At 66.6% G+C, this 16,262-nt stretch carries 15 protein-coding genes; 8 read left to right on the forward strand and 7 right to left on the reverse strand.

Annotated elements, in window-relative coordinates; translation table 11 throughout:
• The first annotated feature begins 10 nt into the window (after nt 1–10).
• The 3 genes from AC1DSZ_RS13005 (at nt 11) to xth (ending at nt 4,455) form a co-directional block, all read left to right on the forward strand.
• Nucleotides 11–2,677 carry an FtsK/SpoIIIE family DNA translocase gene (locus AC1DSZ_RS13005; protein ID WP_476838782.1) on the forward strand — a complete coding sequence of 889 codons (2,667 nt, stop codon included), beginning with the start codon at nt 11–13 and terminating at the stop codon, nt 2,675–2,677.
• A gap of 55 nt (nt 2,678–2,732) precedes the next feature.
• Entirely contained in the window at nt 2,733–3,557 is an 825-nt protein-coding gene (locus tag AC1DSZ_RS13010) for an outer-membrane lipoprotein carrier protein LolA (protein ID WP_476838783.1), read from the forward strand.
• 85 nt (nt 3,558–3,642) lie between these two features.
• Nucleotides 3,643–4,455, forward strand: coding sequence for an exodeoxyribonuclease III (gene xth / locus AC1DSZ_RS13015; RefSeq protein ID WP_188520166.1), 813 nt, complete (start codon nt 3,643–3,645; stop codon nt 4,453–4,455).
• On the opposite strand, the gene AC1DSZ_RS13020 is transcribed toward xth, so the two are convergent.
• On the reverse strand, nt 4,456–4,941 hold the full coding sequence (locus AC1DSZ_RS13020; protein ID WP_476838784.1) for a cyclic nucleotide-binding domain-containing protein: 486 nt from the start codon (nt 4,939–4,941) through the stop codon (nt 4,456–4,458).
• A 21-nt stretch (nt 4,942–4,962) separates the two neighbouring features.
• Nucleotides 4,963–5,649 (reverse strand): response regulator transcription factor, encoded by a 687-nt coding sequence (locus AC1DSZ_RS13025; protein WP_476838872.1) that lies wholly within the window; start codon nt 5,647–5,649, stop codon nt 4,963–4,965.
• 201 nt (nt 5,650–5,850) lie between these two features.
• Between AC1DSZ_RS13025 and AC1DSZ_RS13030 the strand changes: the two genes are divergently transcribed.
• Nucleotides 5,851–6,315, forward strand: a complete 465-nt coding sequence (locus tag AC1DSZ_RS13030) for a L,D-transpeptidase family protein (RefSeq protein ID WP_476838785.1) — start codon at nt 5,851–5,853, stop codon at nt 6,313–6,315.
• A 12-nt stretch (nt 6,316–6,327) separates the two neighbouring features.
• The gene (locus tag AC1DSZ_RS13035; protein ID WP_476838786.1) at nt 6,328–7,002 is read left to right on the forward strand and encodes an HAD family hydrolase; all 675 of its coding nucleotides are present in this window, start codon (nt 6,328–6,330) and stop codon (nt 7,000–7,002) included.
• Here the strand turns inward: AC1DSZ_RS13035 and AC1DSZ_RS13040 are convergent, their stop codons facing one another.
• Nucleotides 7,003–7,677 (reverse strand): YggS family pyridoxal phosphate-dependent enzyme, encoded by a 675-nt coding sequence (locus AC1DSZ_RS13040; protein ID WP_476838873.1) that lies wholly within the window; start codon nt 7,675–7,677, stop codon nt 7,003–7,005.
• Between the two features lie 155 nt (nt 7,678–7,832).
• Here AC1DSZ_RS13040 and leuS point away from each other — a divergent pair, with 155 nt between their 5' ends.
• From leuS to holA, 3 genes are read left to right on the forward strand one after another with little or no spacing between them, the layout of a single operon-like run.
• A complete protein-coding gene (gene leuS / locus AC1DSZ_RS13045) occupies nt 7,833–10,463 on the forward strand; it encodes a leucine--tRNA ligase (protein ID WP_476838787.1) in 2,631 nt (876 codons plus the stop codon).
• Nucleotides 10,450–10,977 (forward strand): LPS assembly lipoprotein LptE, encoded by a 528-nt coding sequence (gene lptE / locus AC1DSZ_RS13050; RefSeq protein WP_476838788.1) that lies wholly within the window; start codon nt 10,450–10,452, stop codon nt 10,975–10,977. Before leuS ends, lptE begins: the two co-directional genes overlap by 14 nt.
• A gap of 1 nt (nt 10,978) precedes the next feature.
• On the forward strand, nt 10,979–11,998 hold the full coding sequence (gene holA / locus AC1DSZ_RS13055) for a DNA polymerase III subunit delta (protein ID WP_476838789.1): 1,020 nt from the start codon (nt 10,979–10,981) through the stop codon (nt 11,996–11,998).
• Nucleotides 11,999–12,010: 12 nt separating this feature from the next.
• On the opposite strand, the gene AC1DSZ_RS13060 is transcribed toward holA, so the two are convergent.
• Genes AC1DSZ_RS13060 through mnmG form a run of 4 tightly spaced genes read right to left on the reverse strand, consistent with a single transcriptional unit; the run spans nt 12,011 to nt 16,257 of the window.
• Complete coding sequence (locus tag AC1DSZ_RS13060) at nt 12,011–12,880, reverse strand: ParB/RepB/Spo0J family partition protein (protein ID WP_476838790.1); 870 nt, start codon at nt 12,878–12,880, stop codon at nt 12,011–12,013.
• 33 nt (nt 12,881–12,913) lie between these two features.
• Nucleotides 12,914–13,756, reverse strand: coding sequence for a ParA family protein (locus AC1DSZ_RS13065; RefSeq protein WP_476838791.1), 843 nt, complete (start codon nt 13,754–13,756; stop codon nt 12,914–12,916).
• Nucleotides 13,757–13,768: 12 nt separating this feature from the next.
• Nucleotides 13,769–14,401, reverse strand: coding sequence for a 16S rRNA (guanine(527)-N(7))-methyltransferase RsmG (gene rsmG, locus AC1DSZ_RS13070; RefSeq protein WP_476838792.1), 633 nt, complete (start codon nt 14,399–14,401; stop codon nt 13,769–13,771).
• Nucleotides 14,398–16,257, reverse strand: coding sequence for a tRNA uridine-5-carboxymethylaminomethyl(34) synthesis enzyme MnmG (gene mnmG, locus AC1DSZ_RS13075; protein WP_476838874.1), 1,860 nt, complete (start codon nt 16,255–16,257; stop codon nt 14,398–14,400). Before mnmG ends, rsmG begins: the two co-directional genes overlap by 4 nt.
• Between the last annotated feature and the right edge of the window lie 5 nt (nt 16,258–16,262).

Here is a 16,262-nt window from a genome sequence, read left to right on the forward strand (position 1 = left end):
GACCCGGCGAATGCGGACGACACGAGCGAGCGGTTCAGGTCTGGACCAACTCTCGGAAGCCCTGCGCGACTTCCTGTGGCGCCGCGCCGCCGAACTCACCGGCTTGATTCTGCTGGCGGTCGCGGCCGCCTGCGGCCTCGCGCTGGTGACCTGGTCGGTCCAGGACCCGAGCCTGAACCACGCCATCAACGGGCCCGTCCGCAACCTGCTGGGCCGCCCCGGCGCGATCGCGGCCGACGTGCTGATGCAGATCTTCGGGCTGGCCGCCATCGCGCTGATCGCCCCGCCAGCGCTCGCGGGCGTGCGCCTGGTTTCGGGGCGTCGCCTGCTGCGCAGCCGCTTGCGCGTGCTGCTCTGGATATTGGGCGCGACCGCGGCCGCGGGCCTCGCCAGCTCGCTCCCGACCACCGGGCGCTGGCCTCTGCCGACGGGACTGGGCGGCGTGCTCGGCGACGCCGTACTGCGCGCCTTCCACGCCGTTCCCGGCCTGAACGGCGGCCTGGCCCGGCTGATCCTGACGATCGCGCTCGGCGTGCTCGCGATCCTGACCCTGTCGGCCGCTTCCGGGGTGGGCTTCGACAAGGAGAGCGACGCTCGCGCGGAGCCGCGCGAATCACGTGCCGCCCGCAGCGATGATTTCGAGGACGATGACCGCAACAGCGAGCCCGGGATCGCGATCGTGTCGGTCGGGGCCATCATCCATGGCCTGCTCAGCCTGAAGAGCGCGATGGCTCGCGCCTGGCGCCGCCGCGCCGCCCGGCCGAGCTTCATGGCCCGCGTCCGGGCCGCCATGCCGGCCCGCGCGCCGGACGATTTCGACGATCTCCTCCCGGCGCCCGCCGGCCGCGCCGAGCCGGGCTTCGCCCGCGCGGCGGCCGACACCGCCGAGCGCCCGGCTCCCCGCCGCGAACAGCCGCAGCCTGCCGGCCACGCACGTCCGCAGCCGCAGCCGGCGCAGCCCGATGACGATGACGACGATTACGACGCCGTCCCGGATGACGAACCCCTCGACGCCGGCCTGGTCATCGACGGCGTCGCGGCCCCGCGCGTCTCCGCGCCCGCTCCCGCGCCGCGTCCCGGCAAGCGGCTCGCCAAGGAGGCGCAGCCGTCATTCCTCGATCGCGACGGCTACCAGCTGCCGCCGCTAGCGCTATTGTCTGAGCCCAAGAAGACCACCGCGCCTAACATCTCGGCGGACGCGCTGGAGCAGAACGCCCGCCTGCTGGAAGGCGTGCTGGAGGATTTCGGCGTCCGCGGCGAGATCATCAAGGTCCATCCCGGCCCGGTCGTGACCCTGTACGAGCTCGAGCCGGCGCCCGGCATCAAGTCGTCGCGCGTGATCGGCCTTGCGGACGATATCGCCCGCTCGATGAGCGCCGTATCGGCCCGCGTGGCCGTGGTGCCCGGCCGCAACGCGATCGGCATCGAGCTGCCCAACCAGAAGCGCGAGACCGTGTTCCTGCGCGAGCTCCTGGCCTCGGAGGACTTCGAGAAGTCGAAGTTCAAGCTGGCGCTTTGCCTCGGCAAAACCATCGGCGGCGAACCCGTGATCGCCGAGCTCGCCCGCATGCCGCATCTGCTCGTCGCCGGCACCACCGGCTCGGGCAAGTCGGTCGCCATCAACACCATGATCCTGTCGCTGCTCTATCGGCTCCAGCCCGAGCAGTGCCGCCTGATCATGGTGGACCCCAAGATGCTCGAGCTTTCCGTCTATGACGGCATCCCGCATCTCCTCACCCCCGTGGTGACGGACCCCAAAAAGGCCGTCGTGGCCCTGAAATGGGCCGTCCGCGAGATGGAGGAGCGCTACAAGAAGATGTCGAAGCTCGGCGTCCGCAACATCGACGGCTTCAATGTCCGCGTCGTGGAGGCCAAGCAGAAGGGCGAGATCATCACCCGCACGGTGCAGACCGGTTTCGACCGCGAAACCGGCGAGGCCGTGTACGAGGACGAGATCATGGATCTCGAGCCGCTGCCCTACATCGTCGTGATCGTCGACGAGATGGCCGACCTCATGATGGTGGCCGGCAAGGAAATCGAAGGCACCATCCAGCGCCTCGCCCAGATGGCCCGCGCGGCCGGCATCCACGTGGTGCTGGCGACGCAGCGCCCGTCCGTGGACGTCATCACCGGCACCATCAAGGCCAACTTCCCGACCCGCATCTCCTTCCAGGTCACCTCCAAGATCGACAGCCGCACGATCCTGGGCGAGATGGGCGCCGAGCAGCTGCTCGGCCAGGGCGACATGCTCCACATGGCGGGCGGCGGGCGCATCAGCCGCGTTCACGGCCCCTTCGTGTCGGATGACGAGGTCGAGAAGGTCGTCGCGCACCTGAAATCCCAGGGCCGGCCGCAATATCTCGAAGCCGTTACGCAGGACGAGGAAGAAGGCGGCGCGACCGAGGAGGCCGAGGACGGCGCCGTGTTCGACAAGGGCGATTTCGGCGCGCCCAGCGGCGACCTCTACGACCAGGCCATTGCGGTTGTGCTGCGCGACAAGAAGGCATCCACCTCCTACATCCAGCGCCGCCTCCAGATCGGCTACAATCGCGCCGCCTCGCTCATGGAACGCATGGAGAAGGAGGGCATTGTCGGTGCGCCCAACCATGCGGGCAAACGCGAGATCCTGATCGAGCAGCCCGCCGGACGTGGCGACGCTCCGTTCGACGAGGATTGAGGGAGCTGGCGAAACGAGCCGTGAAACGGCCATACAGGCAGGCTAGACGCAGCGCATGACCAGCAACGCCATCACCATCGCGCTTGTCGGCCTTGTCGGCCTCGGCCTCGCCGGCGGCCCTGCGGCCGCCCAGACCGGCGAGCCCCTGACGCTGCCGACCCCCGCCGTGACAGCCGCGCCGAAGCCCGTCGCCAAGCCGACCGCGCCGCGCCGCATTCCGCTTCCGCTGCCTCGTCCGGCCAATCTCGGCGCCGGCGACGGCGGTCTCGGCATCGAGCCCGTCCAGGTCGCGGCGGCCGGCCCTGCGCCCACCGTCCAGCTCGCGAAAGCCGAGGCTCCCGTCGACACATCCCAGCGCGGGATCGTGGAGCGCGCCAACGCGACCCTGAACGCCATGAATTCGCTCAGCGCGCAATTCGTGCAGGTCGGCCAGAACGGGAAGCGCCTCGAAGGCAATCTCTACGTCCAGAAGCCGGGCCGCATGCGGTTCGAGTATCGCGCCGCCCCGATCGAGATCGTCGCCGACGGCTCCTCGGTGGCGATCCGCGATCGCAAGCTCAACACCCAGGACGTGTACTCGATCGGCCAGACGCCGCTGAAGTTCCTGCTCAAGGAGCGCGTGGACCTGTCGCGCGACACCCGCCTGATCAGCGCCGAGGCGGAGCCCGACCTGGTCAGCGTCACCGTCGAGGACAAGGCGACCTTCGGCGGGACATCGCGCGTCACGCTGTTCTTCGATCCGAAGTCCTTTGCGTTGAAGCAGTGGCTCGTCGTTGATCCGCAGGGCTACGAAACCAACGTCACCCTGCGCAACGTCCAGCTTCAGGCGAAGCTCGACCAGAACCTCTTCAACATCAACTTCACACGCGTTCTCGAGTAAGCGCCCGCCGCGACGGCGCAGCGCTTGCGGCCATGAGGGCAAACCGATACCCCTGCCGAGCTTCTAGCCCGGGAGGAACGTCGCTTTGCGCCTCAATGTCGCGACCTGGAACATCAACTCCGTTCGCCTGCGCTCCGGCCTGGTCACGCAGTTCTTGCAGGACCACCAGCCCGACGTTCTCTGCCTGCAGGAAACGAAGTGCCCGGACGACCGCTTCCCGCTCGGCGATTTCCGCAAGCTCGGCTACAACCACATCGCGATTCACGGCCAGAAGGGCTACCACGGCGTCGCCATCGTCTCGCGCCTGCCCTTCGAGGAGCGCGGCTCCAAGGCGTTCTGCGGCAAGAACGACGCCCGCCACATCAGCGTGTCCCTGAAGGACGCCGGCCCCGCCTCAGGGGTCACGGTGCACAATTTCTACGTGCCGGCTGGCGGCGACATCCCGGACCCCGCGATCAACGAGAAGTTTGCGCACAAGCTCAGCTTCCTGGACGAGATGCGCGACTGGTGCCACCTGGACAAGCCCAGCGCCGGCAAGGCGATCGTGGTCGGCGACCTGAACGTGGCTCCGCTCGAAAACGACGTCTGGAGTCACAAGCAGATGCGCGACGTGATCTCCCATACGCCGATCGAGCGCGAGAAGCTTCTTGGCGTCATCGAGTGCGGCGATTGGGTGGATGCGATCCGGACGCTCACGCCGGAGCCGGAGCGCGTCTACACCTGGTGGAGCTACCGCGCCAAGGATTGGCAAGCCGCCAACCGCGGCCGTCGTCTCGACCATGTCTGGGTGTCGCGCGAACTGGCCGGCAGCCTCGCGGGCAGCGCCATCCTGCGCGAAGCGCGCAGCTGGGAGCGGCCATCGGACCACGTCCCCGTGATGGTCCATCTCGACGTCTGATCAGCCGCGCCCTTTGGTGAGCGGCTGATCCAGCCGGTCGACGTTGAGCAGGCGATACCGCACCGACGAAAGCCCGGCGGACGTCGCCTGCGCGTGCGCGGCGAGGTGTTCGCGCATCGTGTCGGCCGAGTCCGGGAATTCCTGCATCACCCGCCGGAAGATCTCGCGCGTGATCCGCAGCGTCGTGGTCGGCTCGCGCGCCGTCGCGGTGGCGGGGCGCTCCGTGTCGATGATCATCGCGAGCTCGCCAAGCAGCACCCCCGCCTGCACGATCATGGCGGCGCTTTGATCGCCCGCGTCCAGCAAGACCGCTCCGCCGGTCAGGAGATATCCCCCGTCCGACACATCGCCGCGACGGAACAGCACGTCGCCGCCCCGAAAGCTCCGGCCCTCGGCCGCGAACGCGATGAGCTGCAGCGCCTCGGGCTCCGCGCGGCTAAAGAGCGGCACGCGTTGCAGCAGGTCGATGTCGCGCTTGAGAGACAATGAGCGTCCAGAACAGCCGGATCAGGGAAGGAGTTTGTAGCCGCCCGCCTCGGTGACGAGGATCTGCGCGCTGGACGGGTCGCGCTCGATCTTCTGCCGCAGGCGGTAGATGTGGGTTTCCAGCGTGTGCGTGGTGACGTTGGAGTTATAGCCCCAGACCTCCGCCAGCAGCACGTCGCGGGTGACCACCTTCTCGCCGGCCCGATACAGGAAACGCAGGATCGCGGTTTCCTTTTCGGTCAGCTTCAGCTTCGAGCCGTTCTCGGCGACCAGGAGCTTGGCGCTGGGCCGGAACGTGTAGTGGCCGATCGTAAAGACCGCATCCTCGCTGGCCTCGTGCTGGCGCAGATGCGCGCGGATACGGGCCAGCAGCACCGAAAAGCGAAACGGCTTGGCCACGTAGTCATTGGCCCCGGACTCAAGGCCCAGCACCGTGTCGGATTCGGAATCATGCCCGGTCAGCATGATGATCGGCGACCGGAAACCGTTGCGCCGCATCAGCTTCACGGCTTCGCGGCCGTCCATGTCGGGCAGGCCGACATCCATGAGGGCGAGGTCGACGCGGTCGTCCTTGACGAAAGCCAGCGCCTTCGCGGCGGTGTCGACGGTCTGCGGAGCGAATTCCTCGTGCAAGGCGAGCTGCTCGGCGAGCGCTGAGGCGAGTTCGACGTCGTCGTCGACCACCAGGATGCTGCGGACGTTCGACATGGCGTTCCGCTGGTTGGCGCTGCAGGAGCGCAGGTTGGCGCCGGACGCGCAAAGATGCTTCAACTAGCCCAGCCGCGGCCTGCGCCGCAACCAGCCTCACCCGCTCGCGCGGGAGCAAAGCCCGAGGTGACAGTGGCACGTGGAGCACCGTTCCGCCATATCCGCGTGATTCGCCGCCCGGGTTGTCCCCGGCGCGGTGTGTTGATCGCAGGCGGATGGACGGTCCCGTGCGCGCTCGGACGCGGCGGCGTCTCTGCCGCCAAACGGGAGGGGGACGGCGCGTCGCCGCGCGCGACGCTTCGGCCGCTGCAAGCGTTCTACCGCGCCGACCACGGCCAACGTCCCCGTTCGGGCCTGCCGCTCCGGCCTATCCGCAACCAGGATGGCTGGTGCGACAGCCCGCAGGACCGCAACTACAACCGGCCGGTCGGCCTGCCCTACGCCGCGAGTTGCGAGGCGATGCGTCGGCCGGACGCGCTCTACGACATCGTCGTCGACCTTGACTGGAACCGGCGCCCGGCAGTGCGCGGGCGGGGAAGCGCCATCTTCATGCACGTCGCGCGCCCGGGCTTCCTGCCCACCGAAGGCTGCATCGCGGTGAGCGCGGCCGTGCTCCGCCGGCTGCTGCCGCGCATGAGCCGCCAGACGCGTATCACGATCACCTGAGACGAGGACCTCTTGAGCAAATCCTGCCTTCTGTTCGACCTTGACGGCACTCTGGTGCATACCGATCCGGTTCACCTCGAAGCCTTCAACGCCATGCTCGCTCCGTTTGGGCGCGCCGTGGACGAGGCGTTCTACCAGCAGCACGTCATGGGCCGGCAGAACGCCGCCATCATGCGCGACATCTTCCCGGACTTGCCCGAGGCGGAACACAGGCGGTTGGCCGACGAAAAGGAAGCCAGGTTCCGGGCACTCGCCGGCGCCGGCGCGCTCCATCCCCTGCCTGGACTTCTCGACCTCCTCGCAAAAGCGCACGAGCAGCATATTGGATGCTGCATCGTCACCAATGCGCCACGCGCCAACGCAAGCCAGATGCTGTCGGCCATCGGCCTGGCCGAACGCTTCGACGTGATCGTGATCGGCGACGAGCTCGAGCACGCCAAGCCGCATCCGATGCCATACCTGACAGGCCTCGCCCGGCTGGGCGGTGCGGCGGAGCGCTCGGTCGCGTTTGAGGATTCGCGGTCCGGCATCCAGGCCGCCTCCGAGGCGGGCCTTCCCGTGATCGGCGTCGCGACGTCGCTGGACGGGCCCGCGCTGCTTGCAGCCGGCGCAGCCCTGGCGGCGCCCGACTTCACCGATGCGGCCGCACTCGCGTTGATCCGCGAGAGGACGGGGTTGCGGGTCTGATCAGCCCCGGTGGCCGAAGATGGCGCTGCCCACCCGCACATGGGTGGCGCCAAGCTGGATAGCTTCCTCGAAATCCGCGCTCATCCCCATCGAGAGCGTCTTCAGGCCATTCCGCTCCGCGATGACGCGCAGCAGCGCGAAATGCGGCGAGGGCGGCTGGTCGGCCGGCGGGATACACATGAGACCTTCCACCTGCAGCTTCCAGCGGTCGCGGCAGGCTTCAAGGAATGCGTCAACCTCGTGCGGCGCCAAGCCGGCCTTTTGCGGCTCCTCGCCGGTGTTGACCTGCACGAGCAGCCGGGGCGCGCGACCGGTTCTGGCGATCTCCTTGGCGAGTTCTTCGGCCAGGCTTTCGCGGTCGACGGTCTCGATCACGTCAAAGAGCTGCACGGCTTCGCGCGCCTTGTTGGACTGCAGGGGTCCGATGAGGTGGAGCTCGACGCCGGAGAAGCGTTCTTTCAATGCGGGCCACTTCGTCTTGGCTTCCTGAACGCGATTCTCGCCGAAGACGCGTTGCCCAGCGTCCAGCACGGGCGCGATCTCGTCTGCCGTGAATGTCTTCGACACCGCGACAAGGGTCACGGCGCCTTCCTGACGGCCGGCCTCATGGGCCGCGCGGGCGATCGCGTGGCGAATTTCGACCAGGCGCTCGGGCGCCCCGGACTCAGTGCCCATGACATCTCCTGTCGACGCATCGAACGGCGCCATGCCGTTGACCGAAAAGCTTTATCGTGTCCTAGTCCGGCGCACGCGCGCCGCGCAAGCGGCGCGATCCCACCGCTATTGTCGCCCGCGAGAGGGCAGGCCAAGACGAGGCCCTTGATACACTCATGACGTCCGAGCGCTACAACGCCCGCGAGGCGGAACCCAAGTGGCAGCGGGTCTGGGAAGAGCGCGAGCTGTTCCGCACCCGGAATGATGATCCCCGCCCCAAATACTACGTGCTCGAGATGTTCCCGTATCCATCGGGCCGCATCCACATGGGCCACGTTCGCAACTACGCGATGGGGGACGTGGTCGCCCGCTACAAGCGCGCACGCGGCTTCAACGTGCTGCATCCCATGGGATGGGACGCGTTCGGCATGCCGGCCGAGAACGCCGCGATGGCGAACAAGGTTCACCCGGCCACCTGGACCTACGCCAACATCGCGACGATGCGCTCGCAGCTCAAGTCCATGGGGCTCTCGCTGGACTGGCATCGCGAGATCGCGACCTGCGACCCGAGCTACTACAAGCACCAGCAGCGCCTGTTTCTGGACTTCATGGCCGCTGGCCTGGTGGATCGCAAGACCGCCAAGGTGAATTGGGATCCGGTGGACCACACCGTGCTGGCCAACGAGCAGGTCATCGACGGCCGCGGCTGGCGCTCGGGCGCGGTGGTCGAACAGCGCGAACTGACGCAGTGGTTCTTTAAGATCACGGACTTCGCCCAGGAACTGCACGACGCGCTCGACCAGCTCGACCGCTGGCCCGAGAAGGTGCGCCTCATGCAGCGCAACTGGATCGGCCGTTCCGAAGGCCTGATGGTTCGTTTCGCACTCGACTCGACCACTGCTCCGGGTGGGGAGCGCGAACTCGAGATCTATACGACACGGCCCGACACCCTGTTCGGCGCCAAGTTCCTGGCTATTGCTCCGGACCATCCGCTCGCGCGCGCCGCCGCGGCCGGCAACGCCGATCTGGCCGCCTTCATCGAGGAGTGCAAGCGTACCGGAACCGCCCAGGAGGCTATCGACAAGGCCGAGAAGAAGGGTTTCGACACCGGCATCCGCGCCCGCCATCCCTTCGATCCCGCGTGGGAGTTGCCGGTCTATGTCGCCAACTTCATCCTGATGGAATACGGCACCGGCGCGATCTTCGGCTGCCCGGCGCATGACCAGCGCGATCTGGATTTCGTGAACCGGTATGGCCTCGGCAATACCCCGGTCGTATGCCCGCCCGATGTCGCGCCCGAAGCCTTCGTGGTCACCGACATGGCCTATGACGGCGACGGCCGCATGATCAACTCGCGCTTCCTCGACGGTATGACGATCGCCGAAGCCAAGGAGGAGGTCGCGCGTCGTCTCGAAGCCGAATCGTTCGATGGCCGGCCGGTCGCGAGCCGCAAGGTGAACTTCCGCCTCCGCGACTGGGGCGTCTCCCGGCAGCGTTATTGGGGCTGCCCGATCCCGATCATCCATTGCGAGAGCTGCGGCGTGGTGCCGGTTCCGAAGGCGGACCTGCCCGTCAAGCTGCCCGAGGATGTGAGCTTCGACCTGCCCGGCAACCCGCTCGACCGGCACCCGACCTGGAAGGCGGTGGATTGTCCGCAGTGCGGCCGCGCGGCGCGGCGCGAGACCGACACCATGGACACCTTCGTGGATTCGTCCTGGTACTACTCGCGCTTCACTGATCCGTGGCTCGACGACGCGCCGACGGATCGCGCCGTGGTCGACCATTGGCTGCCGGTGGACCAGTATATCGGCGGCATCGAGCACGCGATCCTGCATCTGCTCTATTCCCGCTTCTACACCCGCGCGATGCGGGCTGCAGGCCATGTCGGTCTCGATGAGCCGTTCCGCGGCCTGTTTACGCAGGGCATGGTAGTTCACGAGACCTACAAGGGGCCGGACGGCGCCTGGGTGTCGCCTGCCGAGATCAGGATCGAAGCCGACGGCGCCGAGCGTCGCGCCACGCTGCTGTCGTCGGGCGACCCGGTGGAGATCGGCGGCATCGAGAAGATGTCCAAGTCGAAGCGCAACACCGTGGACCCGGACGACATCATCGGCACCTTCGGGGCCGACACGGCCCGCTGGTTCATGCTGTCCGACTCGCCCCCGGAGCGGGACGTGATCTGGACCGAGGAGGGCGTTCAGGGCGCCTCCCGCTTCGTGCAGCGCCTCTGGCGCCTCACGGGCGAAATCGCCCGGGTCGCGGGTCCGGTCGGGGCGGAAGCGCCGGCCTCGTTCACCGCCGAGGCTTTGGCGATCCGGAAAGCCGCCCATAGGGCGCTCATCCGCACCGAAGAGGATGTTGAGCGGCTCCGTTTCAACCGTTGCGTGGCGCATGCCTACGAGCTCGCGAACGCGCTCTCGGCCGCGATCGGCGCGGTGACGGACGACACTCGCCGCGAGGACCTGGCCTTCGCGTTACGGGAGGCCGGCGAGGTTCTGATCCAGATCGTCGCCCCGATGATGCCGCATCTCGCGGAGGAGTGCTGGCTCGCGCTCGGCCACACGCGCCTTGTCGCCGACCAGCCCTGGCCGGTCGCCGATCGCGCGCTGGTGGTCGAGGACGAGATCACGTTGCCGGTGCAGATCAACGGCAAGAAGCGCGCCGACGTCACCGTCAGCCGGACAGCGTCGAGCGCCGAGGTGGAAGCCGCCGTGATGCAGCTCGAGGCGGTCCAGCGTGCGCTGGAAGGCCGGCCCGTTCGCAAGTTCGTCGTGGTCCCGGGAAGGATCGTCAATGTCGTCGTATGACCTGGCCCGCCGGACACTGCGCTCCGGCCTGATTCTCGGTCTGCTCGCTTTGCCGCTGGCCGGGTGCTTCCGCCCCCTTTATGGCGAAGCGGCCGGAGGCGGCTCGGTCGAGGCGGCGCTTCGCGGCATCGTCGTGGACGAGGTCCAGGACCGCATCGGCCACTACCTCGTCCAGGAGCTCGGCTTTGAGCTCAACGGCTCCGGCCAGCAGACCGCCGCGCGTTACCGGCTGTCCATGACCGTCAAGGAGACCATCCAGGCCGCAGTGGTGAACACCACGACCGGGCGCGCTGACGCGGCCACGATCCTGGCCACCGTCAACTTCACCCTGACCGAGATCGCCACCAAGAAGCAGGTCATGCAGGCGGTGGCGTTCGGGACGGCGTCCTACGATCGGTCGCCGCAGCGGTTCGCGGCCGTTCGCGCCGCGCGCGACGCCGAGATCCGCCTCGCCAAGACGCTGGCCGACCAGTTGCGCACCCGCATCGCCGCCAAGCTGGCGACCGGGACCTGAGGTGGCGACCCGCAAGGCGCACGAAGTCGATTCGTTTCTGCGCCGGCCCGATCCCGCCTTTACGGTATTCCTCGTCTACGGCCCGAATGGCGGCCTCGTGAACGAGCGCGCCCGCGCGCTCGCCAGAAGCTTCGTCGAAAACCCCGAAGATGCGTTCCAGCTCGTCCGGCTAGAGGGTGACGACATCGCGTCCGACCCGTCGCGCATCGCCGACGAGGCCAACACCATCGGGCTGTTTGGCGGCCGCCGTTCGATCTGGGTCCGGGCCGGATCGCGCAACATCGCTCCCCTGATCCAGCCGCTGTTGGCCGTTCCGCCGCAGGACGCGAGGGTTGTCATTGAGGCCGGAGACCTCGCCAACCGCAATCCACTCCGCACTGCGGTGGAAGGCGCCAAGACCGCCATGGCGCTGCCCTGCTACGCGGATGAGGGCCGCGATCTGCCCGGCATCATCGACGGCGTCCTCGGCGAGTGGGGCCTCACCGCCGACCGAGACGCCAAGGAGTTGCTGCGCCAAAGCCTCTCGCCCGATCGGCTTCTGATCCGTCGCGAGCTGGAAAAGCTCGCCTGCTACGCCGACGGAGCCCACGCCATCACGGTGCGGGATGTGGAAGCCGTCGTGGCGGATGCCGGCGTGTCGGTTCTCGACGCCGTGCTGGACGCCATTTTCCTCGGCGACATGAACGAACTCGATCGAGGTCTATCCCGGCTGTCCCAGGAAGGCGAAGACGCGGGCGTGCTGGTCGGCGCTGCGCTTCGACACGCCATGACGCTGCACAAGGCGCGGATCAACCTGGACAACGGCATGGACATGGACCGTGTCACGGAAACGTCCAGGATCTTCTTCAAGCGGAAGCAGGCTTTCCAGCGGCAGCTCACCAAGTGGCCGCGCCTGACGCTCGAGAGTGCGATTGCGACCTTGCGCGAAGCCCAGGCTCAAGCCCGCCGCAACGGCGGGCTCGCGATGTCGCTCGCATCCCGCGCGTTCATCACTGTGGCGATGCGGGCGAGCCGAAGCTGATCAGCCGTCAGGTCAGTGCCGCAAGCGGCGGCAGAGCGCATCTAGCTGATCCAGCGTCTTGTAGCGGATCTTGACCTCGCCGCCTCTCGCCCCGTGCTGGATCGTCACCACCATTCCGAGCACGTCCTCCAGCGCTTTTTCGAGCGCCCGCGTATCCGGATCCTTGTCAGCCCGAACCTTTGGTGACGGCGCGGCCGCTTCCGCGTGGGCGTCCTGCGACATCTTCTCGACGTCGCGCACGTTCATGCCTTTCTCGACGATCCGGCGTGCGGCCGCCTCAGGGTCAGGCATGGTCAACAGCGCCCGGGCATGGCCCGCCGTGAGCTGGCCGTCGGCCACCATCGCCTTTACGGGCTCCGAAAGTTTCAGAAGGCGCATGGTGTTGGCGACGTGGCTGCGGCTCTTGCCGATGATGCGAGCGAGATCCTGCTGCGAGTAGTCGAATTCGGTCGCCAGTTGCTCGTAGCCCAGCGCCTCCTCAAGCGCGTTCAGGTCGGCGCGCTGGACGTTCTCGACGATCGCGAGTTCAAGCGCTTCGCGGTCCGTGGCTTCCACCAGGATGACCGGCGCTTCGTGCAGTCCTGCGCGCTGGGCGGCGCGCCAGCGACGTTCTCCGGCGATAATCTCGTAGACATCCGCCAGCCCGGGCAAGGTGCGCACCAGGATGGGCTGAATGATGCCCTTCTCGCGGATGGAAGCCGCAAGGTCGTCGAGATCGCTTTCCTCAAACGTCTTGCGCGGATTACGGGGGTTCGGACGCAGGAACTCCACCGGAACGCGCCGTTGACCCTTCGCGCGCTCCACGGCCGCGACTTCATCCCCTACGTCGCCAATCAGGGCCGCCAAGCCGCGACCAAGGCGGGACCGCGCCTCTTCAGCCATCATGAACTCCCGACAATGTCGTAAACGAAACGATCAAGCGGCCTGCAGGGCGCGCTCACGCTGAATGATTTCGGACGCAAGCTTCAGATAAGCCTGCGAGCCCGTGCATTTAAGGTCATAGAGCAGGACCGGCTTGCCATAGGAGGGCGCCTCCGACACGCGGACGTTCCGCGGGATCACGGTGTCGTAGACCTTGTCGCCCATGAATTGCCGTACGTCCTGGACGACCTGATTCGACAGGTTGTTGCGCGGATCGAACATGGTCAGCACCACGCCGTGGATGCTCAATGTCGGGTTCAGCGCCGCACGAACCTGCTCGACGGTCTTCAGAAGCTGGCTGAGGCCTTCCAGCGCGAAGAACTCGCATTGGAGGGGTACAAGCACGGCCCCGGCCGCCACCATGGCGTTGATGGTCAGGAGGTTGAGCGACGGCGGGCAGTCCACCAGCACATAGGTGAAGCCTTCTTCCCCGATGGCCTGCTGATGCGCATGCAAAGCTCCGACGGCGTCACGCAGGCGATGAACGCGGTCGCGCTCCGCCGCAATCTCGAGCTCGACGCCGAGCAGGTCGAGTGTCGAAGGAGCCACCGACAGACGCGGCACCGCCGTCTCCTGAACGGCATCATGGAGCGACGCCTCTCCGACGAGAACGTTATATGTCGAAATCTTCCGGCTTTTGCGGTCGATTCCAAGACCAGTCGACGCATTGCCCTGCGGATCGAGGTCGACGATCAACACGCGTTCGCCGATCGCCGCCAGCGCGGTACCAAGATTGATCGCCGTGGTAGTCTTCCCGACGCCACCTTTTTGGTTTGCGAGCGCAAGAACACGGGGTCGATTGCCGGACCGACTGAGACGAATGGAGTCGAAGGTCATAACCGCCACTTTCTAAAGCGACGCGGGGCGAACATTCTGAATGAGCAGGATTCGGGCCTTCGAATCCGTGCGGCTCGCCACTGTCGCGTGGTCGAATGTCCAATATTTAGAGGCCTGGGTCAATTCGGCGTCTATATCTTGCCCCTTGGGGAATACCCCCAGGACCTGACCTTTCAACACCTGATTGGTCAGGTTCAGCAGTTCGTTCAGAGGTGCGAGAGCACGAGCCGTCACGGCTTCGACGTTCAGCTGCGGCAACACGGCTTCAATACGGCCCGAATGCACGGTTGCAGGCAGACCTGACGAACGGACGATCTCCCGGAGAAATCCACACTTACGCCCGTTGCTCTCAACGAGGTGAACATGAGCGCCGGCAACTTGCTTCAACAAGATAGCGAGGACCAGCCCTGGGAAGCCGGCCCCGGACCCCAGGTCAGCCAAGACCTTTCGGTCGCCGAGACACTCCAGAAGCTGCGCGCTATCGGCGATGTGCCTCTCCCAGACATCGTCGAGCGTACGGGGGCCAACCAGGTTTTTGACGCGTTGCCACCGGGTCAGAGACGAAACGAACTCATCCAGCATCGCCGCCGTTTCACGTGAAACATCGAGCGATCGAAGGACCTGCTCTCGCGAAGCGTTTGTCACGGGTGCGAACCGATCGCTCGTGCGCTCGCCGCCACGACAGCTAGGGCCGCCGGCGTCATGCCCTCAAGGCGGCTTGCCTGACCCAGCGTTTCCGGGCGCACGGAACTTAATCTGGTTCGGAGCTCGGCCGACAATCCGGGGAGACCTTCGTATCGCATAGATGCCGGAAGCACGGCCGCCTCGTCCCGACGGAACGCCGCGATGTCGCGATCCTGCCGCTCTAAATAAACCGAGTAGGTTGCGTCCACGCTGAGCCGTTCAGCTATATTGGGGGGAATGGACCCCAGCTCCGGCCAAACGTCGATAAGTTGCGGAAACTCGATCGTCGGATAGGACAGGAGCTCAAACGCGGAGCGAAGAACGCCGTCTTGGTTCAGCCGAAGGCCGGCTTTTGCAGCGTCGGACGGGGTGATGTGCAGACTCTGAAGCTGGGCCCGGCCTGCATCCAGGTCAGCTTTCATCGCATCGAACGCCCTATGCCGGCCTGATCCCACGACCCCGACCTGAGCGCCCCACGCAGTGAGCCGGTCGCCGGCATTATCGGCCCGCAGCGAGAGCCTGTATTCGGCGCGCGACGTGAACATCCGGTAGGGCTCGGTCACCCCCCGGGTGACGAGATCGTCGATCATGACTCCGAGATAGGCTTGGGTCCTGTCGATTGTCACCGCGTCTTGCCCGCCAGCCAGACGGGCGGCATTCAGTCCAGCGAGCAAGCCTTGAGCCGCGGCTTCCTCATATCCGGTCGTTCCGTTGATTTGCCCCGCCAGGAACAGCCCTGAAAGCACCTTGGTCTCCAAGGTCGCGCGAAGGCAGCGCGGGTCGACGTAGTCATACTCGATCGCATAGCCGGGCCGACGCATCACCGCGGTTTCGAGGCCCGGGATCGTGGCGATCATCTCGCGTTGAACATCGACGGGCAGCGAGGTCGAGATGCCATTCGGATAGACGGTGTCATCGTCCAGCCCTTCGGGCTCAAGGAAGATCTGGTGGCTCGTCTTCTCGGCGAAACGAACGACCTTGTCCTCGATGGAAGGACAATAGCGCGGCCCCCGACCCTGGATTGCGCCAGTGTAGAGCGGCGCGCGGTCCATGTTGCGGCGGATCACCTCGTGAGTCTGAGCGGTCGTGTAAGTGATCCCGCACGAGACCTGCTGGACGTCGAGCCGGTCGGTCATGAACGAGAACGGCTCGGGTGGATCGTCGCCGGCCTGCATCTCCAGCGCATCCCAGTCGAGGGTCGAACCATCAAGGCGAGCAGGCGTACCGGTCTTCAATCGACCGAGCGGCAGCGCAAGACTGGCCAGGGAGGCGGCCAGCGAAATGGACGGCGCCTCGCCCATTCGCCCGGCCGGCCTTTGCTCATCACCGATATGGATGAGCCCGTTCAGGAACGTTCCAGTGGTGAGCACGACTGATTGGGCGGACAGCTCACGGCCATCCGCAAGCCTTACGCCCTGTACCGTCCCACCCTGGTGCAACAGGGCCGCCGCCTCGCCTTCCAGGATGGTAAGCCCCGCGGTCGCGAGCAAGATTTCCTGGACGGCCTGGCGATAGAGCATCCTGTCCGCCTGGGCCCGGGGACCCCGCACTGCCGGTCCCTTGCGCCGGTTCAGCACGCGAAACTGAATGCCGCCTCTGTCGGCGGCTAGGCCCATTACCCCATCCAGCGCATCGATCTCACGGACCAGATGGCCTTTGCCGAGGCCCCCAATGGCCGGATTGCACGACATTTCGCCGACTGTGGCGAAGCGGTGCGTCAGCAGCGCCGTGCGCGCCCCCATGCGGGCGGCGGCCGCGGCCGCCTCGGTACCGGCGTGGCCTCCGCCGATGACGATGACGTCGAATTGCTCTCTCATAGGGC

The sequence above is a fragment of the Alsobacter sp. P4_H11 genome (genome assembly GCF_056400925.1).